Genomic DNA, 21909 nt, shown 5'->3' on the forward strand with positions numbered 1-21909 from the left:
TGATATAATAAATTAAAGTATAATTTCACTGGAGGTTCTATGCGTTTTAATCAATTCAGCCATTTAGCCCTATCTAGAGATACAATTATCTTTGAATTAAAAAAGTATGGATTTGATTTACCAGTCAACATTACAAATAAACAAATGCTTGAAGCGTTTCTTATTCGTTTCTTTTTTAATTTTAAAAACAGCTCCTATCCTCTATCCAGTTTAGCAGTTGATACAGAAACTGACTTATTGACATTTTTTCAATCAGATAAAGAGTTGACTGCAGATATTTTCTATACTGTGGCTTTTCAACTTTTAGGTTTTTCTTATTTGGTTGACTTCGAAGACAGTGAAGCTTTTCGTAAAGAGACTGGATTTCCTATCGTATATGGTGACTTGATTGAAAATCTCTATCAATTACTCAATACTCGCACCAAAAAGGGGAATACTCTTATCGACCAACTTGTCAGCGACGGTCTTATTCCTGAGGATAATGACTATCACTACTTTAACGGCAAAAGTTTAGCAACTTTTTCTAGCCATGATGTCATTCGAGAAGTCGTTTATGTTGAGTCTCGTGTCGATACTGACCAAAAAGGTCTTCCAGACTTAGTCAAGGTCAGCATTATTCGTCCTCGTTATGACGGGCAAATCCCTGCTATCATGACTGCTAGTCCCTATCATCAGGGAACCAATGATAAAGCTAGCGACAAGGCTCTCTACAAGATGGAGGGCGTGCTCGAGGTTAAGCTCGCTCACGAGATTGAGCTAGAGGAGCCTCAACTAAATCTCGTCCAAGCCCAAGGTCAAGCTGAGCTTGTGTCAGAAACTGAGGAAAAGCTAACGCACATCAACGCTAGCTATAGTCTCAACGACTACTTCCTTCCACGTGGTTTTGCTAATCTCTATGTGTCAGGTGTTGGTACCAAAGACTCGACAGGTTTCATGACTAACGGGGACTACCAGCAAATCGAGGCTTATAAAAATGTTATCGATTGGCTCAATGGTCGTGGCCGTGCCTTTACTGATCACACGCGCCAGCGTCAAGTCAAGGCTGACTGGTCAAACGGAAAAGTGGCCACAACTGGACTTTCCTATCTTGGTACCATGTCCAATGGTCTTGCGACTACAGGTGTCGATGGTTTAGAAGTCATCATTGCCGAGGCTGGTATTTCCTCATGGTACAACTACTACCGTGAAAACGGTCTAGTAACTAGCCCAGGTGGTTATCCAGGTGAGGACTTTGACTCCCTTGCTGAACTAACCTACTCTCGTAATCTCTTGGCTGGTGACTATATTCGTGGTAATGAGGCTCACCAAGCTGACTTAGAAAAAGTAAAAGAGCAACTGGATCGCAAGACTGGCGACTACAATCAGTTTTGGCATGACCGCAATTATCTGCTCAATGCTGATAAAGTAAAGGCAGAGGTTGTCTTTACCCACGGTTCACAGGATTGGAATGTCAAACCACTTCATGTTTACCAGATGTTCCATGCCCTTCCAGCTCATATCAATAAGCATCTCTTTTTCCATAATGGTGCCCATGTTTATATGAACAACTGGCAATCCATTGACTTCCGTGAAGCTATGAACGCCTTATTGACTAAAAAATTATTGGGTCAAGAAACAGATTTTCAACTTCCGACTGTTATCTGGCAAGATAATACTGCTCCTCAGACTTGGCAGATTCTTGATGATTTTGGTAATCAAGAAAGCTCAGAAACTTTCTCACTTGGTCAAGAAGAGCAAGTCATTCAAAACCAGTACCCAGATAAGGATTTTGAGCGCTATGGTAAAACATACCAGACCTTTAATACAGACCTCTATCAAGGGAAAGTCAATCAAATTACTATTGACCTTCCTGTGACCAAGAACCTCCACATGAACGGTCGCGCTCAGCTCAATCTTCGTATTAAATCTAGTACCAATAAGGGGCTCTTATCAGCCCAACTACTGGAACATGGACAAAAGCAATATCTACAACCTTATCCAGCTGTTTTAAGTGCTAGAACCATTGACAACGGTCGCTACCACATGTTGGAAAATCTCTGTGAATTGCCATTTCGTGAAAATGCGCAACGAGTCGTGACAAAAGGCTATCTCAATTTACAAAATAGAAATGATTTACTGTTGGTAGAGGATATTACTGCAGATGAATGGATGGATATCCAGTTTAAACTGCAACCAACTATTTATAAGCTAAAAGAAGGAGATATTCTTCGTTTAGTTCTCTATACTACTGACTTTGAAATCACCATCCGTGACAATACCGCTTACCAGCTGACTGTCGATCTTGAACAGTCTAGTCTTATCCTACCTTGTCAAAAGGTATAATATCAGACTTTCAATATGGAACTATTTCCATTTGAACTGTTAAACTACACATAAACTTGGTATCAAATTCAATCCTAATCTAGACCTATGACATGTCTAAAACTGGATCTTGGACAAAAGATACTAAGACCCTAACCAACATGTGTACTCATTAATAATACTCGCTACCAGACCACATGTTGGATAATCTCTGTGAATTGCCATTTGGCATAAATTCACAACAAGTCGTGACAAAAGGCTAACCTAATTGAGTGATTTACTGTTAGTAGAGGACACCAATGTAAATAAACGGATAGAGAGCCAATTCATCTCCACCCAACTAGTGACAAGTGAAAAGAGGGAGATTCTCTCCGTTTAGTCCTATACTACTGACTTTGAAATCATCATACGTGACAATACCGCTTACCACCCGACTGACAATCTCGTTCAGTCCACGTTTTTTATATCTAGTACAAGGAGTAACATTTTATGAATAAATCTGAACACCGACACCAACTCATACGAGCTCTTGTAACAAAAAACAAAATTCATACTCAAGCTGAGCTACAAGCTCTTCTTGCCGATAATGATATTCAAGTTACACAAGCTACACTTTCGAGAGATATTAAAAGTATGAACCTTTCAAAAGTACGAGAAGAAGACAACTCTTACTACGTGCTCAATGCAGGTTCAACCTCAAAATGGGAAAAACGTCTCGAAATTTATATGGAAGATGCTCTTGTCTTGATGCGTCCAGTTCAACACCAAGTCCTACTAAAAACCCTTCCTGGCCTTGCTCAATCCTTTGGTTCTATCATTGATGCTTTGAGCTTCCCCGACGCTATCGCTACCCTCTGTGGTGATGATGTTTGTCTTGTCATCTGTGAAGATGCAGAAGCTGCTCAAAAATGCTTTGAAGAATTGAAAAAATTCGCTCCACCATTTTTCTTTGAAGAATAATAAAATTCCGTGTCTCATGTGGCACGGAATCTTTTTATCTATTTTACTGAGATGGATTTTCTTTTTTAGTTCGTGCCAATCTCAGGGCACGATTTGGATTGAGACGATTAAATAGTTCTTCCAATTTCTTTTCATTCCAAACGTCTGCGGCAGAAACAAAATTGCCATCCGCATCTCGGAAAGATATCGGTTTATCTCCCATACCAGTCTCCTAGTCTACAAATTCAAACTCAAATTTACCAATGCGGACCAAGTCACCATCTTTAGCTCCACGCGCACGAAGGGCTTCATCAACCCCCATACCACGTAGCTGGCGAGCAAATTTCATGACTGATTCATCACGATCAAAGTTGGTCATATTAAAGAGTTTCATGAGTTTTTCACCAGAAAGCACCCATGTTGCATCGTCATCACGGCTAATTTCAAAGGCTTTTTCTTCCTCGTCAAATCCATAGTAAGCTTCTTCTTCCATATCTGACTCGTCGTAGAGCAAGAATTCTGGTGTCTTGTCTAACAATTCAGCTGTAGCATCCAAGAGCGTTGCCAGACCTTGCTTGGTCAATCCAGAAATCGGGAAGATAGCTGGTAGCTCTTCAAATTCATCATAGTTTTCAGCTAATTTTTTCTTGAATTCTTCAAGATTTTCCTGACTCTCAGGCATATCCATCTTATTGGCTACGATAATCTGTGGACGCTCCATCAGACGGAGATTATATGACTCCAGCTCTTTATTGATGGCAAGATAATCCTCATAAGGATCACGACCTTCACTAGCTGACATATCAACGATGTGAAGGATGATACGTGTACGCTCGATGTGACGGAGGAATTGAGTTCCCAAACCAACACCTTGACTAGCCCCTTCAATCAATCCTGGTAGATCAGCTACTGCAAAGGATTCGCCTGATTGGGTACGAACCATTCCTAGATTTGGCACAATAGTTGTAAAGTGGTAGGCACCAATTTTAGGTTTAGCAGATGTGATAACACTTAAAAGTGTTGATTTTCCAACAGATGGGAATCCAACTAAACCAACATCTGCCAAGATTTTTAATTCCAATTGTAACTCACGTTCCTGACCCGGTTCTCCATTTTCAGAGATTTCCGGTGCAGGATTTTTTGGGGTCGCAAAGCGGATATTTCCACGACCACCGCGACCTCCGTGGGCAACGATAAATTCTTGACCATGTTCAATCAAATCTGTTAAAACTTTGCCAGTCTCGGCATCACGGACAGTCGTACCTTGTGGCACTCGAACTCTGAGGTCCTCAGCACCACGCCCATGCATCCCTTTGGTCATTCCTTTTTCACCAGAATCAGCCTTGAAATGACGGTTATAACGGAAATCCATCAAGGTACGTAGTCCTTCGTCTACAACGAAGACTACATTACCTCCACGACCACCATCACCACCCCAAGGACCGCCATTAGGGACATATTTTTCACGGCGAAAGGCAACCATGCCATCGCCACCATTACCAGCCTTGACCTTGATCTTGGCTGTATCTAAAAACATACTCATTTTTTCTTCTCACTTTAAAAAAGGGCTGGGAAATCCCAGTCACAAAATTTTCTTAAATCTATTTTATAGATTACTGAGGGCACCAATTGCAGTTGCAAAAATACCCAAAATACTTGCTACTAACATGATCAGTACGATAAGCAAGGTTAATTTCTCAAACATAGTTTTTTTACGTTTTCCATTATCTCCAAATGCCATTTTTATCTCCTTCGTTACATTCTATTTTCTATTATCTTAGCATGAATTGAGCTAGTTTTCAATAGTCACTTGCTACTGGTGCAATAATCCATAAAATGATATAAGCTACAATTCCAGCTCCATAACCAAAAGCAAGAACACCCCATATTCACGAACAATAGTGGGATCCATATCAAAATAATGAGCCACTCCAGCACAAACACCAGCAATCTTTTTGTCACGACCACTTCTCATTAATTGTTTTTTCATAGCTGTTCCTCTTTCTATTCTTCACGGTCTTTCCAATAATCTCTGATGCTGATTAACTGTGTTTTTGAAGCCCTCAGCATTCGTCTAGAGCCTTTTACAGGCACAGCAACCACCTGTTGCGGTAAATACAAAACTGTCTTAAAGATACGCTGGCTGACCGTATCATCTTTTGCTAAATCTTTCTGGAAATTATTTGAAATAATAGCATCCAGATAAAATTCATGCACCCGTTTTCCAAAGTTCTCAGCTGAAATCTCGTATAATTTAGCTGATAAGGTATGCTCATTCATGTCTGGCGTTGCAATCAGGGCTTCTAAAATAGCCCCAGCCAAATCATGTTCACCGTAGTATAATGTTCCAAACATCTTATCATTGATCAGATTGTCCAGATAAGGATTTCCGTGAGCAATAACTGGCGTTCCACTGGCCAAGCTTTCCAAGTATGTCAAACCCTGCGTCTCACTCGTCGATGCTGAGATGAAGAAATCCGCTGCCTTATAGTAAAGAGCCGTCTCACTAGGAGCAATCATCCCTGTAAAGACAACAGAGTCTTGAATCTCTAGTTTCTGGGCTTGCTCTTTAAGGTCATTCAGATAAGGGCCATCCCCAGCTACCACCAGTTTGACCTTGTCTTCTTCTTTCAGAACTTCTGCAAAAGCTGCTAAAACTGCTTGAATATTTTTTTCATAAGAAATTCTGGAAAGACTCAGCAACATCTGTTCGTCCTCTTGAATCCCTAATTTACTACGCAGTTCTTTTAGATTTTCTTGCTTGATTTCTGGACGCTCAAACTTGGCTAATTCAATCCCAGTTGGAATGACCCTTTTTTCAACCTTGACCTTATAGTCAGATAGCAAGTCTCGGACAATCTCACTCGGGCAAATAACCCCATCCACATCATGCAGGAAACCTCTTACTAAGTACTTGACCATACTAGGACGAATCAACATCCCCTTAGCAATATAATGCACGTAGTCTTCGTATTGGGTGTGATAGGTATGGATGACTGGAATCTTCAATTCACGCGCAATCCAAATTCCCAACAAGCCAAGAGAAAATTCTGTCTGAGTATGGATAATATCCAGTTGATATTGTTTAGCAATTTCAAGCGCCTTGCTGAATCCTCGATAGGCAAAGCGGCGATCCTTAAAAGCAAAGAAAGGAACACTTGGAATACGGATGATTTGCCAATCTTCGTAGCGATTGACATCCTTATCTGTCGTAGTAAAGATAAAAACAGCATGCCCCTGCTTTTCAAGTTCTGTTTTCAAGGTTCGAATACTGGTCGCAACACCAGAAACCTGAGGAAAATAGGTATCTGTAAATAAACCAATTCGCATAGATTACCTCACTTTTTACTTTCTCCCTAAAGCGGCTTGTTTCTCATAAAAATCCAACCAGATTTGTAAGAGATGCTCTTCAGAATACTCTCTAGAAATATTCTTAGCTTTTTCTTTCAAATCTTTTAAAGCATCAGGATTCGCTTGATATTCCAGAATAGCTTCTTTCATCTCTTCTCTATCTGCTGTCGCCCGATAATTGCCCTCCAAAATTACCTTATAAAGATCTAAATCACGCAACATAATCGGAGCTTCACAACTGGCAGCTTCTAGGATAGTCATAGGAAAGAGTTCATTGTAACTAGGAAGCAAGAAAAGATCCGCTAGGGCATACAATTCGCGCATCCGCTCTGGCGATACAATACCTGGAAAAATCAAATTTTTAGGGGGATTTTCCATGATTTTCTTGTAGCGTTCATAACCATCTGTCATACCACCAAAAGAGAAACCACCTGCCCAGATAAAGGTAATTTGCGGCAATTCCTCAGCCAGACGGATAAAATCGTCAATCCCTTTGCGTTTCTGAACTTGACCAGCACCTACTACGATAAACTGATTGTCACTAAGACCTAGCTCTGTACGCAGTCTCGCTACCTCTTCCTGTGGAAGCGGATGCCATTTTTCCTTGTTGACAAAGTTAGGGATATAGGTCACTTTTTCACGTGGAATACCAGCTGCCACTAAATCCTCAATAAACATAGGATTGACCACCACCAAGTGCTCCATCCGGTTGTAAAAAGAAAATACATAGCGTTTCACAATTCCCTTTATGAAAAATGGAATTTTCAAACTCCCCTCGAGTGTATCAGGTAAGAAATGCACATAGCCAATTTTCCTTCCTGATCGTTTCTTCTGGAATGTTGATAAATAATAGGGGAGATCAATTGTATGAAAGTGAGTCACATCTGCCTCTATTGGAAGATTTTCTGTAACAATCAATTGGTCCTTGGCATCACGGTGAAGAAGACGAACTAATTCACGGTAAGCACCTGAAACTCCTTGTCCTGCTACTTTCTCACTTGAACTCAACATATTGATGCGTAATTTCTTTTTTTCCATAACTACTATTATATCATTTTCTTTGAATAAAATCAGCAAAAGAAAGGAGAGACTAGAGGAAAAGAGGGGGAAATTTCCTCGCTTTTCCAATAATCTCTCACATGTTTTTATTTGTTTACTTAATGCCTAGGGCAATACGTGCATAGCGACTCATTTTTTCAACAGTCCAGGCTGGATACCAAACTAATTTGACCTCAGTATCCGTTACTTCTGGAACCTCTGTCATAGCATCATAAATCTGGTCTGTCAAAAGGTCTGCTAGAGGACAACCCATGGTTGTCAAAGTCATATCAATCTCTGTTTGTCCTGTGTCACCGTCAAAACGAATTTCATAGATCAAACCAAGATTGACAATATCGATTCCCAACTCAGGGTCAATAACTTCTTCCAAGGCTGATAAAATTCGTGTTTTGATGTTTTCAATTTGCTCTTCTGTATAAGCCATATTCATCCTCACTCTTAGTCTTCAATAAAATCACGAAGCGGTTTGCTGCGACTTGGTTGGCGTAGTTTTCTCAAAGCTTTAGCTTCAATCTGACGGATACGCTCGCGAGTCACGTTAAAGACTTTACCCACATCTTCAAGGGTACGCATTTTACCATCATCTAGCCCAAAACGCAGACGCAAAACATTTTCTTCACGGTCTGTAAGAGTATCCAAGACCTCATCCAACTGCTCACGCAAAACGATACGAGTTGTATAGTCCACTGGATTTTCAATCACTTCATCTTCGATAAAGTCCCCAAGGTGGCTATCATCCTCTTCACCGATTGGAGTTTCAAGGGATACCGGTTCTTGGGCAATCTTCAAGATTTCACGAACCTTGTCAGGGGTCATATCCATACGTTCAGCGATTTGTTCTGGTGTTGGATCTTGTCCCAATTCTTGAAGGAGGTTACGCTGTTCACGAACCAATTTATTGATGGTTTCAACCATGTGAACTGGGATACGGATGGTACGAGCTTGATCCGCAATAGCACGAGTGATAGCCTGACGAATCCACCAAGTTGCGTAAGTTGAAAACTTGAACCCTTTAGAATAATCAAACTTGTCAACCGCCTTCATCAAGCCCATATTTCCTTCTTGAATCAAGTCAAGGAACTGCATACCACGACCAACATAGCGTTTAGCAATAGAAACAACCAAACGAAGGTTGGCTTCCGCAAGACGTTGTTTGGCTTCGATATCACCAGCTTCAACAGCAAGCGCCAATTCTTTTTCCTCTTCATTGGTCAAGAGAGGTACGACCCCGATTTCTTTCAAGTACATACGGACAGGGTCATTAACCTTAGCCGAAGTTGAACCAATCAAGTCCTCATCACTGAGTTCTGGCTCTTCTTCAGTGCTAAGAACACGCGCACTTGGATTTCCTTCGTTATCTGTGATAGAAATCCCTGCATCCTGAATTCGTTGCAAGAGATCTTCAATCCCATCAGCATCCAAGGTAAAAGGAATCACCAGACTTGCATTAATTTCATCATCAGTTGCTGTCCCTTTTTGTTTATGATTACGGATAAATTCTGCTACTTGTACATCAAATGTTGTTACTTCTTTTTGTTTTGTTGCCATTATTACTCCATTCTTCTCTTTTGGGAAATTAAACGTTCCAATTCTTCTAGGGCTGTGTCTGTATCTCCTACATGGCTCGCTTCCTGCACCTTCTTTTTGATTCTCATATTGTCCTGATTCAAGAGAGCCTTGTTTCGAGTCATTTCTACTTCACTAAGTTCCTGAGGTGACATCTCAGCAGGCAAATCCTGAGCTAAGACTTGGTACCAAGCTCTTTCAACTTCATCTGTCTGTTCTGCTAAAACTTCCGGAGGAAGATTTCCATACTGGCCAAGCAAGTCATATAAGACCTGAAATTCAGGTGTGTCAAATGCAAAGTCTTCCCTTAAACGGTAATCGTTCAAAACAAGAGGAGATTCCATCATTCGATAAAGTAGATGAGCTTCTGCTCTCATAATAGCTGATAACTGCTTGGTGACAGGCATAGTGATTGACGTCGGTCTGGAAATACCTTCCATGCGATTCTGCCTTTGTGCCTGACGACTCTCATTCACAATCTGCTCAATCTGGGCATAATCAAAGGACGCCAGACTGTCAGCTAAAATATGTATATAGCTGTTTTGAGCAGTAATAGATTTTTCTTGAACAATCAAGGGAGCTATTTTTTCAATAAACTCAATCTGAGCCTGCAAATTTTCACTATTTTCAGGTTTGTACTGGTGAATGTAAAACTCAATCGGACTAATACGAGTTTTCGTTAATAGATAGGCCAAGTCTTCTGGACCATTTTTTTGTAGATACTCATCTGGATCCAAGTTATCAGGCATGCTGACAATTTGCACAGGTATATCACCAATTTCATCCAGTGCTTTCAATGTCGCAGCTTGCCCAGCCTTATCGCCATCGTATACCAGAACCAACTTCTTGGTTAACCTTTTCAGATGCTCAACATGCTCACGGCTCAAGGCTGTTCCCATGGACGCCACAGCGTTTTCGATTCCAGCCCGATAGGCTGCAATGACATCCATGAATCCTTCCATGAGGTAAATCTCACTGGTTTTGCCAGAAGATTTTTTTGCCCTATCCATATGATATAATTCGTAACTTTTGTTAAAAATTGCAGTCGATCGGCTATTTTTATACTTAGAAGTTTGTGAATCCGTTTTCTGCCAGATACGACCTGAAAAGGCAATAACCTTTCCTTGGTCATTTGTCAGGGGAAACATAATCCGATTGTGAAAGGTGTCTACAAATTGATTAGCATCTGAGAGGTAAAACAATCCTGAATCTAGAAAATCCTCATCACTATACTGACCAGACAAACGTTGATAGAGATAGTTACGTTCTGGAGGTGCCAAACCAATCCGAAAATGCTTGAGCACCTCATCTGTCAAGCCACGCTGATAAAGGTAATTTCTGGCCTCTTCTCCCATAGTCGTTGTCATGAGAATAGCATGGTAAAATTTGGCTGCATCTTCGTGCATATCATAAAGAGATTGGTGAGGCGAAACTGGCTTCTGTTCACTATAAAGCGTTTTTTCAACCTCAATCCCGACACGCTGACCTAAGATTTGGACAGCCTCCATAAAGGGAACCCCTTGGTACTCCTCTATGAACTTAAAGACATCACCTGAGCGACCACAACCAAAACAGTGGTAAAACTGCTTGTCTTCTACAACGTTGAAAGAAGGTGTTTTTTCACCATGAAAAGGACAGAGCCCTAGATAGTTCCGTCCTGCCTTTTGTAAAGAAATCACATCTCCTATGACTTCCACAATGTTGGCATTGTTTTTGATTTCTTCAATGACTTGTTTGTCAACCATACACAATACCTCCATCTTATCATAGTTTCACGTAAACTAGTATAGCTTATTTCTGAAAAAAAGTAAACCATTTCATACGCTTTCCGTAATTCTCTTTGTCTTATTTTTCTAGATAGAAAAGAAAGTTAAAAAAACTCAGAAACACTTTAACGCTTCTAAGTTTTTCTTCTCTATTTTTTGATGAAAATAAAGTTTATCTATTCAAATAATTGATAGTAGTCTGAGATTTTCATCTTAGCTTTTTCTTCATTATTAAGGTCTTGAATTATACGACCTTCTTTCATGACAATTAAACGATTGCCATATTTGAGAGCATCTTCCATATGGTGGGTAATCATAAGCGCTGTCAGCTGGTCTTTCTTGACAAATTCATCCGTCAATTCCATCAAGGCCACACTGGTCTTTGGATCAAGGGCTGCAGTATGCTCGTCCAACAAGAGTAATTCAGGACGCTTCAATGTTGCCATCAAGAGACTCAAAGCCTGTCTTTGTCCACCAGATAAGAACTCAATTGGTGTATTCAAGTGTTTCTCAAGACCGTTTCCCACTTTTTCAATAGTTGCCTGAAACTCATCCTTATAGCTAGCCAGACGTCTCGGAAACAGTCCACGCTTTTCACCACGAAACTTGGCAATCAAAAGATTTTCAGCGACCGTCATACGAGGAGCTGTCCCCATCTTGGGATCTTGGAAGACTCGAGACAGATACTTAGCTCGCTTTTCTGGCGAAAACTTGGTAACATCTTCACCCAAAATACGGATGGTTCCACTGGTTAATGACAAAGTTCCTGCAATAGTGTTAAAGAGGGTTGATTTCCCAGCTCCATTTCCACCTAAAATCGTGATGAAATCCTGTTCAAAAATTTCTAAGGAAACATCATTTAAAATAATCTTTTCTTCATCAAAGCCATTTTTAACGACTTTGGTTGCATTTTTTAATTCTACAATTGCTGTCATTTGCTTAATTTGGCTCCTTTCAAGATTGTTTGCTTAAATGTTGGAATCATGAGGCAGACTGCTAAAATCACGGCACTGTACAAACGAAGGTAACTTGTATTAAAGCCAAGCGCAATAACTGCCCACACTAAAAATTGATAGGCGATAGAACCTACAACGATGGTAATCAGACGTTCTGCCAAGCTCAAACTCTTGAAGATAACTTCTCCAATAATCAAACTTGCAAGCCCCACAACGATCACCCCGATTCCTCGAGATACATCGGCATAGCCTTCTTGCTGGGCAATAAGAGCCCCTGCAAGGGCAATCACACCATTTGATAAGACCAAGCCCATGACCTCCATGCGTCCAGTATGAATCCCGAAACTTCTAGCCATATCAGGATTGTCACCTGTAGCAATATAGGCTTGTCCGAGTTTGGTATCCAAGAAAAAGAGCATGAGAGCAATAACAAGACTGACAAAGATGAGACCTGTCAAGAGTTGGTTCAAATCTGAATCAAAAGGCAAAACATCCTGGATTTGCTTGGTTCCAAGCAATCCTAAATTTGCACGTCCCATAATCAAGAGCATGATAGAGTGACAGGAAGTCATCACCAAAATCCCTGAGAGCAAGGTTGGAATCTTCCCTTTTGTATAAAGAAGACCTGCTGCCATTCCAGCCAAACAACCTGCTCCTACAGCAACAAGTGTCGCTAAAAAGGGATTTACACCTTTGGTTATCAGAGTGACAGCAACAGCTCCCCCAAGAGGGAAGGAACCTTCTGTTGTCATATCTGGAAAGTTTAAAATCCTAAATGTCATAAAGATTCCCAGACCTAAAATAGCCCAGACAAATCCTTGAGAAATAATAGATAATATCATCTGTTTCTTAACCTTTTCTATATGATTTCTATTGTAAAAAATTGGAGGAGATGTCCCCAACTCCTCCATTTTAGATTATTCAATCACTTGTCCTGCTTCTTTGAGAACAGACTCAGGAATCGTAATACCTAACTCTTGTGCCAATTTTTTATTGATAACTGATTTACCAGTTGAAAAGACATTGACTGGTGTATCAGCTGGTTTTGCACCTTTCAAAACTTGAGCAATCATTTTGCCAGTTGCCACACCAAGATCATGTTGGTCAACTACAACGGATGCCAAACCACCTGCTTCTACCATGGCAGTTGCACTTGGGTAGATTGGTTTTTTAGCTGATTGGTTGCTTGATACAACAGTTGAGAAGGCTGAAGCAATAGTGTTATCAATTGGAACCCAGATAGCATCAACCTTGCTAGTCATAACGTTAACTGTTGAAGCAATTTCATTTGTTGAAGGAACTGCAAATGTTTCTACTGTCAAACCTGCTTTTTCAGCATAAGCCTTAAATTCTTCTACCTGTGTTTTTGAATTGTCTTCGCTGCTTGAGTAAAGAGCTCCGATAGTTTTCACATTTGGTGTCAGAGCCTTGATGAGTTCAACTTGTTGTTGAGCTGGATTGTGGTCAGATACCCCTGTAATATTGCCACCTGGTTTTTTCAAATCTTTAACCAAGTTCGCACCGATTGGGTCTGTAATAGCAGCCATGATAACAGGTAGGTCTTTTGTTGCACTAGCCAGACCTTGAGCAGCTGGTGTTGCAATACCAACCACAAGGTCATTGCCATTTGCAACCAATTGTTTACTCATTGTCGCAACCTTACTTTGGTCACCTTCTGAGTTCATAAAGTCAATCTTCAACTGGTCATCTTTATAACCTTCTTCTGCAAGTCCATCTTGAATCCCTTTATAAATCAAGTCAAGAGATGGATGGCTCACAAACTGAAGGACACCAACTTTGGCAACTTTCTTTTCATTCTTAGCTTCTGGTTTATTCATTGAAGAGTAAATCAAGCTTCCTGCTACTAAGACTGCTAATGCAGCGATAATTCCAATTAAACGTTTATTTTTCATTCTATTTCTCCTTTTTAATTCCTTTAAACTACTTCACTTATCTGAACAAGCGACGCCATCGTTTTCTTTCCATACTAACCTCCATCAAAAAAAGTCCTCACACAAAAAACTTGTGTGAGGACGTCGATGCGCGGTACCACCTCAATTATAGGAAATTTCCCTATCACTCTGTCTCGCAATAACGAGATGCACTATAAGGTGTGCTCACCGAATTTTTATGATTTCAAATTCTAAATAACATTCAGCCCAATTTTCATCATCACCACTTATCTGTTTTCAGCTACCACAGACTCTCTAAAAAGTTTGAATGATTACTTTTCTGAATGGTTAAATTATATCATTTTTCAACTACTTGTCAAGACTCTTTTAGCATTTTTTTGAAAGATTCAAAAACTTCCCCTATAGAAAAGAGGAAGTTTGAAAGACATCAGCCCGAATTACGCAATCCTGTCGCAATTCCGTTGATGGTTGTATGGATTAATTTTTCTTGATCGCTTGATAATTCTCCTCGGCGTTGACGTTTAATCAACTCCAACTGGATATAGTTGAGAATATTAAAGTAAGGCATACGATAATCCAAACTTGCTTTTAGATATGGATTTTCAGCCAAGAGTTCATCGTAACCTTCGATAGCCAAGATGACTTCCTTGGTGACTTGCCATTCATTTAGAATAGTCTCATAGATTGCTTTTACTTCTTCATCCTCACACAGTTTGGCATATTCAAAAGCAATATTCATATTTGATTTCGACAAGACCATGTCGACATTTGAAAGAAGCGATTGGAAGAAAGGCCAATTTTGGTACATATCTCGTAAGATAGCAATATTCTCTGGATTTTTATCGATAAATTCCTTGAAGCTTGAACCAACTCCATACCATCCAGGGAACATGACGCGACTTTGCGACCATGAGAATACCCAAGGGATAGCTCGCAAACCACCGATTTCAGTAATAGTCTTACGAGCGGCTGGACGAGAACCAATATTAAAGCTTGAAATAGCCTTGATTGGACTTGACTCGAAGAAATAATCATAGAAATGATCATTACCAAAGACCAAATCACGGTAGATATCGTAACTACGGTCCACCACTTGGTCCATAATAGCTTCGTAACGATTTGAGGTGTTGGTATCGCTCTTCTTCTGAGTAATCATACGGTTAATGGCCGCCGAAACCAACATTTCAAGGTTATAGTAAGCTGCGTCTTTGTTACCATATTTATTGCCAATTACTTCACCCTGCTCCGTCAAGCGGATACGATCCTTAATGGACTTGAGAGGTTGAGAGGTGATGGCTTCATAGGTTGGTCCACCACCACGACCGACAGTCCCACCACGGCCGTGGAAGAAGGTAACCTTAACGCCAAATTCATCTCCAATAGCAGTCAATTGTTGTTGAGCCTTGTAGAGGGTCCAACATGATGATAGATAGCCACCATCTTTATTACTATCAGAGTAACCAAGCATGATTTCTTGGTAGTTATTACGTGAAGCAATCCATTTCTTGGCAAGAGGAAGTGAAAGATATTCTCTCATGGTTTCTTCTGAGTGGTCCAAGTCCTCAATTGTTTCAAAGAGAGGAACGATTTGGACACGAGCTCTTTCTTTATCAACTAACCCTACTTCTTTTAGCAAGATAGCCAATTCCAACATGTCTGATACGCTGGTTGCATGTGAAATGATGGTCTGACGAATGACATCATCTCCCAACTTATCTTTCAACTTACGGGCAGCCTTAAAGATTGCTAATTCTTTTTCAAGTAACTCTGATTTTTCAACATGAGTGGCAGAAAGAATACGCGGATCTTCTTCCAATTCTTTCAAGAGAAGCTGGCATTTTTCTTCTTCACCTAGTTCACTATAATGCGAATGAATACCAGCTGATTTCAAGAGTTCAGCTACACAGGCTTCATGAACACTAGAATCTTGACGCATGTCAATAGATGCCAAATAGAAACCAAAAATTTCAACTGCCTGAATTAACTCAACAAAATCACCAGAAATCAGTGCTTCGCCCTTATTTTCTAAAAGGGAATCACGAATAGTAATTAAATCCTTATAAAAATCATTAGCTGTTTCATAGCGAGCCCCAACTTCCTTATCCTCAATCAGATAGGTTTTTGTTGCTTGGATTTTTGATTGAATATCAAACAAGGCACGACGGTAAAGCTCTTTTTCACGATAAATCGAGTTATCCTTGGATTGACGAGCCATTTCTCTGACTTGCTTGCTCACATTGACAATACTGGTTGAGAGAGAGAATTCACGATAAAGTTGGTAAATCTTTTCATCATAGTAGTTCATGATGACTTCACACTGAGTCATAGCAGATTGTTTCAAGGTATCTGCTGTAACAAAGGGATTACCATCACGGTCTCCACCAATCCACATACCCATGGTAATTGGTTTAGGATGTTTTAACTCCAAACCGTGTTTTTTAGCCAGACGCTTGTACTCAGCAGTCAGATGAGGAACTGCCTTCAAGAATGAGCTATTGTAGTATTCCATTACATTCGTGATTTCATTGGTTACTTTCAATTTCTTTTCACGAATCATATCTGTCTGCATGATAATCTCAATGTAACGACGGAGATCATTATGCCATTTTTCCTTATTAATCAAACCTAATTTCACATCACGGTACTTACGCAAGAGGGTATGGATATGGTTAGTCAAATCCAACATACTCTTACGTTGCACTTGTGTTGGATGGGCTGTCAAAACAGGGACAACATTCAAGTGTTCTAGAATTTCAACCGCGTTTTCTTTTTCCGCAACCATTTTGATCGTTGCTGATAATTTACCAAGATAATCTTGATCGATATTATTTTGATGGTTGATTTCATAGGCCAAATCCACGTCTTCAGAAATATTAATCAAAAGAGGCAAGATAGAGAAATAGCGTGAAATATAAGCCATTTCATCATTTGTCAGACTAGTAACTAATTGGTTCAAACCTTGATAATCTTCTTGAGTTGACAATTCCTTCAACTGCATGATTTTTTCAAAAGTCTCTGGGGCAAGCATATTTTTAGTGATATCTTCTAACAATTCTGTTAAAATCAATACTTCTTCTTGCACGACAGCTTTATTACTATAGTTTTCTAATTTTTGAAGAGACATAGGTAATCCTTTCCACTCTCAGCTCTACATATAGTTTGATGAGTGAGCTTCTAACTCCTCATATAATTGGGCACGTTTTTCACTTGCATCAATATTTAAGACAAAGGCGATGGCTACAGACAAGACTAGGAGACTGTTCCCTCCTTGTGATAAGAAGGGGAAGGTTACTCCTGTCGAAGGAATAATGCCAGAAATTCCACCGATATTGACAAATACCTGTACCAGCATCATCCCCCCAACCCCAATCGCCATCATAGAATTAAAGGGATTCTTAGCACGAATACCGACTAGGATAATTCGTAAAATCAGGAAAAAGACAAGTGCTAAAATCAAGCTGGCTCCCACAAATCCAAACTCTTCAATAACAATTGAAAATACAAAGTCTGTATGTGCCTCTGGTAAATAACCACGTTTTTCTATTGAATTTCCTAAGCCTAGACCAAACCACCCACCATTTACCATGGCAAAGTAGGAATTTGCAAGTTGGTGGCCTGACCCTGCCAAATCGGCAAAGGGATTAAAGTAGGCACTGAAACGCTTAGCAACGTAACCAAATACTGGAACTTTTGAAAACTTATCAACCCCGATCATAGAGATAGCTGATAAGGATAGGGCTGAAACTCCAAATAATACACCGATAAAGACTATAAACCAACGATGAGCAATTCCACTAACTGTATACATAATCAAGGCGACAAGAACTAGGATGGTAGCATTCCCCAAATCTGGGAAAATAGCTAAACTTCCTATCATTACTAGTAGGACGAAGCGCCAATCATTAAAAGCACGAGGAATCCATTGATTTTGAGTTAAAACTTGAAAATCGTAAATCCCAATTTCATCCTGTTGTTTTGAAAAACGTTGGGCCAAGTACCAGACGATGATAATCTTCAAATACTCTGCTGGCTGAATGGTCAAAGGTCCTACTGAAATCCAACCATAGGCTCCATTGACTGGCGTACCAATTAAGCGAGCCAAAGCTAAGAGAATCAGCTCAACAAACATAACAATAAATAAAAGTCGTTCTTTTCTCAAAAAATTCAATTTCAGCTTATATATCAAGGCAATCAATATTAAACTAAATATCCAAAACATTCCCTGACTTCGAACCAATTGGAGGGCACTTTTACCTTCTTCGATAAGAATGGCACTGGTTGTCGAATAAACCACAATCAAGCCCAAAATAGATAAAAGTAAGTAAGGAACTAGAATAGAATAGTTTAATAGGTGCCTCTTACTAATCTTCATAGTATCACCAATCTAATGAGAACAAAAGAAATTATTCCCAAATTCCGTTTATTTTCTAGTTTTGATTGCTATTATACCATTTTTTCCGAAAGAAAAAAACTCTTACCCTCAAGATAGAAAGATTTTCTCATAAGAAAAAGAGCACTTGGCTCTTTTCTGTTTTATTCTTTTGAAGAACTGCTTGAGCTTGAATCGCCACCACCGATGTATTGGGTAAAGATATTTTGGAAGGCTTGGTCTTTAACCTTGATGTTGGCTGCTTGCAATTCTTTTCCGATAATGCTTTGAACAAATGATGCGTCATTTTGTTTTTGAGTCAAGATAACAGTTTTTAATTTTTCTTTGTAGTCATCAATATTAGATGATTTTTCCGTTTTCTTAGTGAGTTTTACAATATAATACTGACTGCTGTAGGCTTGTGTGCCAGTAGCTGTAATGACATCAGAAATTCCGTTAACATCCAAGGCAAAAGCTGCTTTCTTAACTTGATCTGGTACTTCTGTTGAAGCTGAATCAAAAGTGATTTCTCCACCGTTCGCTTTGGTTTTCTCATCTGTTGAGTTATCTTTAGCTAGTTGAGCGAAATCTGCGCCACTTGCCTTAGCTTTTTCGAGAACTTCTTTTGCTTTGTCTTCATTATCAAGACGAATGATTTGAGCAGTTACATCTGGAGTGTATTCATCAAATGCTTTCTTATAGGCATCATCTGTCAATTCAGCTTCTGCTGCCTTCTTAACTGCCAACTCAACCAATTTACTTGTACGAATTTGAGCTTTACGTGTTTCAAGAGTCATTCCTGCTTGCGATAAGACACGTTGGTAGTTCTCACCATATTGTTTCTCTTCTTCGGCAATAGTATCGTTGACTTCTTTGTCATCTACTTCTGAGCCATATTGCTTCTCAAATACTTTTTGGATGGTCATGTTCAACAAGACTTGTTGTGCTGAAGGGTTGCTTTTCACTTGCTCATAAAATTGATGTTCTGTGATGACATCCCCTTTCATGCTGATAAGGTCTGCCCCTTCTGAACCTTTGGAACAAGCTGCTAAAGTTGCTACTGATAATAGTGTAATGGCACCTGCCAATAGTTTTTTCTTCATGTCTACTCCTTTGAGATAAGTGTTACCCTATCTATTTTACTATATTTTCTTAAATTTTTCTGAAAATCATTCGCTGTCAGGCAATTGAACGTCTGCTACATTTTTACGAAGCATGAGAATGCCGTCCCCCAGAGGTACTAGTGTTGCGGTGAGTCCTGGATTGTCTAAGGTTGCATCAAATAGTCTTTGAAGTCCTCTGTAAATAGTTCGCTGACCACGACGGACTTCCATAATATCCTTGGCAACATCACCACCTTGGAAAATATCATCCAAAACAACCACACCACCAACTTCCAAATGTTTGAGGATTTCTGGCAGAAAGACGATGTATTTAGACTTGGCTGAATCCATAAAGACGAAATCATAGGACTCTGTCAGGGTAGATAAGACATCTACCGCATCTCCTTCTAGGAGTGTGATTTGCTTACGACTGTCAAACTGGGAAAAATTTTCCTTGGCAAATCCAATCATCTCTGGATTGCGATCAATGGTTGTAATCTTGGCCTTTGGAGCATGTTCCGCCATCAAGAGAGCTGAAAAACCGATAGCCGTCCCAATTTCCAGAATGTTTTTAGGTTGCATGGTTTCCATGAGAAAACGGAAATAAGCAACCGTTTCATGGGGAATGATGGGAATATTTTCCTTACGGGCAAAGTCTTCCAATTCTTTCAAAGAGCCTGTGACTTGCTTTTGACGCTGACGCATCAAGTCTACAATTTCTTCTTTGACAACAGGACGACGCATGTTATGGTTGGCATTTTTACTATACGATTCAACCATCTTATGCCAATCCCAATTTTTCAACAAGTGCTTCAAACTCATTTAAACGACGTTCAAAGACTGCAAAGGCATCGTTGAGATAGTCTTCCTTCTCCATATCAACACCAGCTTTTCTCATGACATTAAGTGGATAGTCAGATTTACCTGCCTTGAGGTAGTCGATATAACGGTCACGGTCTTCTTGACTACCATGAACAATCTTTTCAGCCAGGGCTGAGGCTGCTGCAAAACCTGTTGAATATTGGTATACATAGTAGTTATAGTAGAAGTGTGGAATACGTGCCCACTCGTATTGGATTTCAGGATTATCTTCCTTACTCAAACCATAATACTCTTGGTTCAAGTCTGCGTAGAGTTTATTTAAGAAATCGCTTGTCAAGACTTCACCATTTTGATCCGCTTGGTGAATCGCGTGTTCAAACTCGGCAAATTGAGTTTGGCGGAAAACTGTTCCACGGAAACCATCTAGGAAGTTATTGAGAATAGCAAAGCGAGTTGCATCATCTTCCACTTCTTCCAATAATTTCTCCGTCAAGATATTTTCATTGGTCGTTGAGGCAATCTCAGCCAAGAAGATAGAATAATCTCCGTAAACATAAGGCTGCGTTTCACGAGTATAGCTTGAATGCATACTGTGACCTGTTTCATGAACAAGGGTAAAGAGATTGTCTAAATTGTCCTGCCAGTTAAGTAGCATAAAGGCATTGGTATCGTAAGAACCACCAGAGTAAGCACCTGAACGCTTGCCTTGGTTTTCGTAAACATCAATCCAACGCTCGCTGAAGGCACGTTTAACACGGCTCAAGTAATCCTCACCCAAGACTGCCAAGGCTTCTTCTGCTTTTTTCAAGGCTTCTGGGTAGGTAAAACTATATTCAACAGATGAAAGCGGTGTGTAGACATCGTACATCTTGAGGTCTGAAATCCCCAAAATCTTTGAACGCAACTCCAGGTAACGATGTAAGAGTGGCAAATGCTTGCGAACTGCTGCTACCAAATTGTCATAAACACTTTCTGGAACAAAATTCGCAGCGAGGGCTGCATGACGCGCACTCTTGTAGTTGCGAACTTTGGCACGGTAGTTTTGCACCTTAACATTGGTTTGCAAGGTTTTGGCATAGGTATGTTGGAATTGTTCATAAGTCGCATAAAGTGCTTGATAGGCACCACGACGCACCTCACGATTTTTAGACTCCATCAAACGTGTGTAAGTCCCATGAGATAGCTGAACTTCCTTACCATCATCGTCAAGGACATAAGGGAATACAATATCCGCATTGTCCAAGATAGCGAAGGTTTCACTTGCCGAACCAAAGATTTCTCCAGCTCCAGCCAATAATTCTTCTTCACGTTGTGATAGAACGTGTTCCTTGCCTTGTAAAAGCTTATCAAAATAGTGTTGATAAACCTGCAATTTTGGTTGAGCCTCTAAAAAGTCAGCATACTGCTCTTCACTAATCTCCATAAATTCAGGCTCATAGAATGAAAAGGCTTGGTCTAGCTGGCTGTAGAGAGTCATTGCCTTGGCATAGTACTCTTGGTACTTGGCTTCACGAGTATCCTGATCATTCTTCATATGAGCATAGACGTAAAGCTTCTCCATCTGGCGTTCCATTTCAAGAGAAAATTCAGTGATTTCGAGTAGGCTATCCTCACTATCCAGGAGATGGCCTTCATACTGGGCTACTGTCTCCAATTGTTCTGTTAAATCTTTTAAGGCTTTTTCCCAAGCCTGGTCAGTTGGGTAGATCGTTGATAGATCCCATGTATCTTTTTCATTTATTTCATGTCTTTGTAATACCATTA

The 21909-nt window shown here is 40.0% G+C and carries 18 protein-coding genes, 1 pseudogene and 1 other annotated feature; of the genes and pseudogenes, 2 read left to right on the plus strand and 17 right to left on the minus strand.

Annotated features, from left to right (window positions below):
• The first annotated feature begins 39 nt into the window (after window positions 1-39).
• Window positions 40-2322, plus strand: coding sequence for a Xaa-Pro dipeptidyl-peptidase (locus ABKJ27_RS05185; RefSeq protein WP_410011461.1), 2283 nt, complete (start codon window positions 40-42; stop codon window positions 2320-2322).
• 468 nt (window positions 2323-2790) lie between these two features.
• The gene (locus tag ABKJ27_RS05190; protein WP_020901801.1) at window positions 2791-3261 is read left to right on the plus strand and encodes an arginine repressor; all 471 of its coding nucleotides are present in this window, start codon (window positions 2791-2793) and stop codon (window positions 3259-3261) included.
• Between the two features lie 43 nt (window positions 3262-3304).
• Here ABKJ27_RS05190 and ABKJ27_RS05195 read toward each other — a convergent pair whose 3' ends face one another.
• The 17 genes and pseudogenes from ABKJ27_RS05195 to pepF form a co-directional block, all read right to left on the minus strand.
• Entirely contained in the window at window positions 3305-3463 is a 159-nt protein-coding gene (locus tag ABKJ27_RS05195; RefSeq protein WP_001808548.1) for a hypothetical protein, read from the minus strand.
• A gap of 9 nt (window positions 3464-3472) precedes the next feature.
• Window positions 3473-4783, minus strand: coding sequence for a GTPase ObgE (gene obgE / locus ABKJ27_RS05200; protein ID WP_410011462.1), 1311 nt, complete (start codon window positions 4781-4783; stop codon window positions 3473-3475).
• Window positions 4784-4846: 63 nt separating this feature from the next.
• Window positions 4847-4981 (minus strand): DUF4044 domain-containing protein, encoded by a 135-nt coding sequence (locus ABKJ27_RS05205; protein ID WP_000863852.1) that lies wholly within the window; start codon window positions 4979-4981, stop codon window positions 4847-4849.
• 58 nt (window positions 4982-5039) lie between these two features.
• Window positions 5040-5215 (minus strand): annotated as a pseudogene (locus tag ABKJ27_RS05210) (PspC domain-containing protein).
• 29 nt (window positions 5216-5244) lie between these two features.
• Window positions 5245-6570, minus strand: coding sequence for a glycosyltransferase family 4 protein (locus ABKJ27_RS05215; protein WP_410011463.1), 1326 nt, complete (start codon window positions 6568-6570; stop codon window positions 5245-5247).
• Between the two features lie 15 nt (window positions 6571-6585).
• The gene (gene cpoA, locus ABKJ27_RS05220) at window positions 6586-7629 is read right to left on the minus strand and encodes an alpha-galactosylglucosyldiacylglycerol synthase (RefSeq protein WP_049499364.1); all 1044 of its coding nucleotides are present in this window, start codon (window positions 7627-7629) and stop codon (window positions 6586-6588) included.
• Window positions 7630-7744: 115 nt separating this feature from the next.
• Complete coding sequence (locus tag ABKJ27_RS05225; RefSeq protein ID WP_000331925.1) at window positions 7745-8074, minus strand: metal-sulfur cluster assembly factor; 330 nt, start codon at window positions 8072-8074, stop codon at window positions 7745-7747.
• A 14-nt stretch (window positions 8075-8088) separates the two neighbouring features.
• Window positions 8089-9198: an RNA polymerase sigma factor RpoD gene (gene rpoD / locus ABKJ27_RS05230; RefSeq protein ID WP_000201903.1), complete on the minus strand. Its 1110-nt coding sequence runs from the start codon at window positions 9196-9198 to the stop codon at window positions 8089-8091.
• Window positions 9199-9200: 2 nt separating this feature from the next.
• A complete protein-coding gene (gene dnaG, locus ABKJ27_RS05235; RefSeq protein WP_410011464.1) occupies window positions 9201-10961 on the minus strand; it encodes a DNA primase in 1761 nt (586 codons plus the stop codon).
• A gap of 197 nt (window positions 10962-11158) precedes the next feature.
• A complete protein-coding gene (locus ABKJ27_RS05240; RefSeq protein ID WP_410011465.1) occupies window positions 11159-11917 on the minus strand; it encodes an ABC transporter ATP-binding protein in 759 nt (252 codons plus the stop codon).
• Window positions 11914-12780, minus strand: a complete 867-nt coding sequence (locus tag ABKJ27_RS05245) for an ABC transporter permease (protein WP_410011466.1) — start codon at window positions 12778-12780, stop codon at window positions 11914-11916. The genes ABKJ27_RS05240 and ABKJ27_RS05245 overlap by 4 nt, the downstream gene beginning before the upstream one ends.
• Window positions 12781-12855: 75 nt before the next feature.
• Window positions 12856-13851 carry a tryptophan ABC transporter substrate-binding protein gene (gene trpX, locus ABKJ27_RS05250; RefSeq protein ID WP_004259575.1) on the minus strand — a complete coding sequence of 332 codons (996 nt, stop codon included), beginning with the start codon at window positions 13849-13851 and terminating at the stop codon, window positions 12856-12858.
• A 113-nt stretch (window positions 13852-13964) separates the two neighbouring features.
• Window positions 13965-14182, minus strand: a binding site (T-box leader).
• 96 nt (window positions 14183-14278) lie between these two features.
• A complete protein-coding gene (ppc, locus tag ABKJ27_RS05255; RefSeq protein ID WP_261016451.1) occupies window positions 14279-16975 on the minus strand; it encodes a phosphoenolpyruvate carboxylase in 2697 nt (898 codons plus the stop codon).
• Between the two features lie 24 nt (window positions 16976-16999).
• Window positions 17000-18223, minus strand: a complete 1224-nt coding sequence (gene ftsW, locus ABKJ27_RS05260) for a cell division peptidoglycan polymerase FtsW (protein ID WP_033681863.1) — start codon at window positions 18221-18223, stop codon at window positions 17000-17002.
• A gap of 161 nt (window positions 18224-18384) precedes the next feature.
• Entirely contained in the window at window positions 18385-19323 is a 939-nt protein-coding gene (prsA, locus tag ABKJ27_RS05265; RefSeq protein WP_410011467.1) for a peptidylprolyl isomerase PrsA, read from the minus strand.
• 66 nt (window positions 19324-19389) lie between these two features.
• Complete coding sequence (locus tag ABKJ27_RS05270) at window positions 19390-20103, minus strand: O-methyltransferase (RefSeq protein WP_080702856.1); 714 nt, start codon at window positions 20101-20103, stop codon at window positions 19390-19392.
• Window position 20104: 1 nt separating this feature from the next.
• Window positions 20105-21907, minus strand: a complete 1803-nt coding sequence (gene pepF / locus ABKJ27_RS05275) for an oligoendopeptidase F (RefSeq protein WP_410011468.1) — start codon at window positions 21905-21907, stop codon at window positions 20105-20107.
• Window positions 21908-21909: the final 2 nt, after the last annotated feature.

Origin of the sequence: Streptococcus sp. KHUD_011 (genome assembly GCF_046352925.1) — a bacterium.
Taxonomy (GTDB): Bacteria; Bacillota; Bacilli; order Lactobacillales; family Streptococcaceae; genus Streptococcus.

What these genes read in the sequence shown, in the direction of transcription:
- ppc (WP_261016451.1), bottom strand. Translation starts at nt 16,975, where the DNA reads ATGTCTCTTCAAAAATTAGAAAACTATAGTAATAAAGCTGTCGTGCAA.
- trpX (WP_004259575.1), bottom strand. Translation starts at nt 13,851, where the DNA reads ATGAAAAATAAACGTTTAATTGGAATTATCGCTGCATTAGCAGTCTTA.
- cpoA (WP_049499364.1), bottom strand. Translation starts at nt 7,629, where the DNA reads ATGGAAAAAAAGAAATTACGCATCAATATGTTGAGTTCAAGTGAGAAA.
- rpoD (WP_000201903.1), bottom strand. Translation starts at nt 9,198, where the DNA reads ATGGCAACAAAACAAAAAGAAGTAACAACATTTGATGTACAAGTAGCA.
- prsA (WP_410011467.1), bottom strand. Translation starts at nt 19,323, where the DNA reads ATGAAGAAAAAACTATTGGCAGGTGCCATTACACTATTATCAGTAGCA.
- ABKJ27_RS05270 (WP_080702856.1), bottom strand. Translation starts at nt 20,103, where the DNA reads ATGGTTGAATCGTATAGTAAAAATGCCAACCATAACATGCGTCGTCCT.
- ABKJ27_RS05225 (WP_000331925.1), bottom strand. Translation starts at nt 8,074, where the DNA reads ATGGCTTATACAGAAGAGCAAATTGAAAACATCAAAACACGAATTTTA.
- pepF (WP_410011468.1), bottom strand. Translation starts at nt 21,907, where the DNA reads ATGGTATTACAAAGACATGAAATAAATGAAAAAGATACATGGGATCTA.
- ABKJ27_RS05240 (WP_410011465.1), bottom strand. Translation starts at nt 11,917, where the DNA reads ATGACAGCAATTGTAGAATTAAAAAATGCAACCAAAGTCGTTAAAAAT.
- ftsW (WP_033681863.1), bottom strand. Translation starts at nt 18,223, where the DNA reads ATGAAGATTAGTAAGAGGCACCTATTAAACTATTCTATTCTAGTTCCT.
- ABKJ27_RS05245 (WP_410011466.1), bottom strand. Translation starts at nt 12,780, where the DNA reads ATGATATTATCTATTATTTCTCAAGGATTTGTCTGGGCTATTTTAGGT.
- dnaG (WP_410011464.1), bottom strand. Translation starts at nt 10,961, where the DNA reads ATGGTTGACAAACAAGTCATTGAAGAAATCAAAAACAATGCCAACATT.
- ABKJ27_RS05190 (WP_020901801.1), top strand. Translation starts at nt 2,791, where the DNA reads ATGAATAAATCTGAACACCGACACCAACTCATACGAGCTCTTGTAACA.
- ABKJ27_RS05205 (WP_000863852.1), bottom strand. Translation starts at nt 4,981, where the DNA reads ATGGCATTTGGAGATAATGGAAAACGTAAAAAAACTATGTTTGAGAAA.
- ABKJ27_RS05195 (WP_001808548.1), bottom strand. Translation starts at nt 3,463, where the DNA reads ATGGGAGATAAACCGATATCTTTCCGAGATGCGGATGGCAATTTTGTT.
- ABKJ27_RS05185 (WP_410011461.1), top strand. Translation starts at nt 40, where the DNA reads ATGCGTTTTAATCAATTCAGCCATTTAGCCCTATCTAGAGATACAATT.
- ABKJ27_RS05215 (WP_410011463.1), bottom strand. Translation starts at nt 6,570, where the DNA reads ATGCGAATTGGTTTATTTACAGATACCTATTTTCCTCAGGTTTCTGGT.
- obgE (WP_410011462.1), bottom strand. Translation starts at nt 4,783, where the DNA reads ATGAGTATGTTTTTAGATACAGCCAAGATCAAGGTCAAGGCTGGTAAT.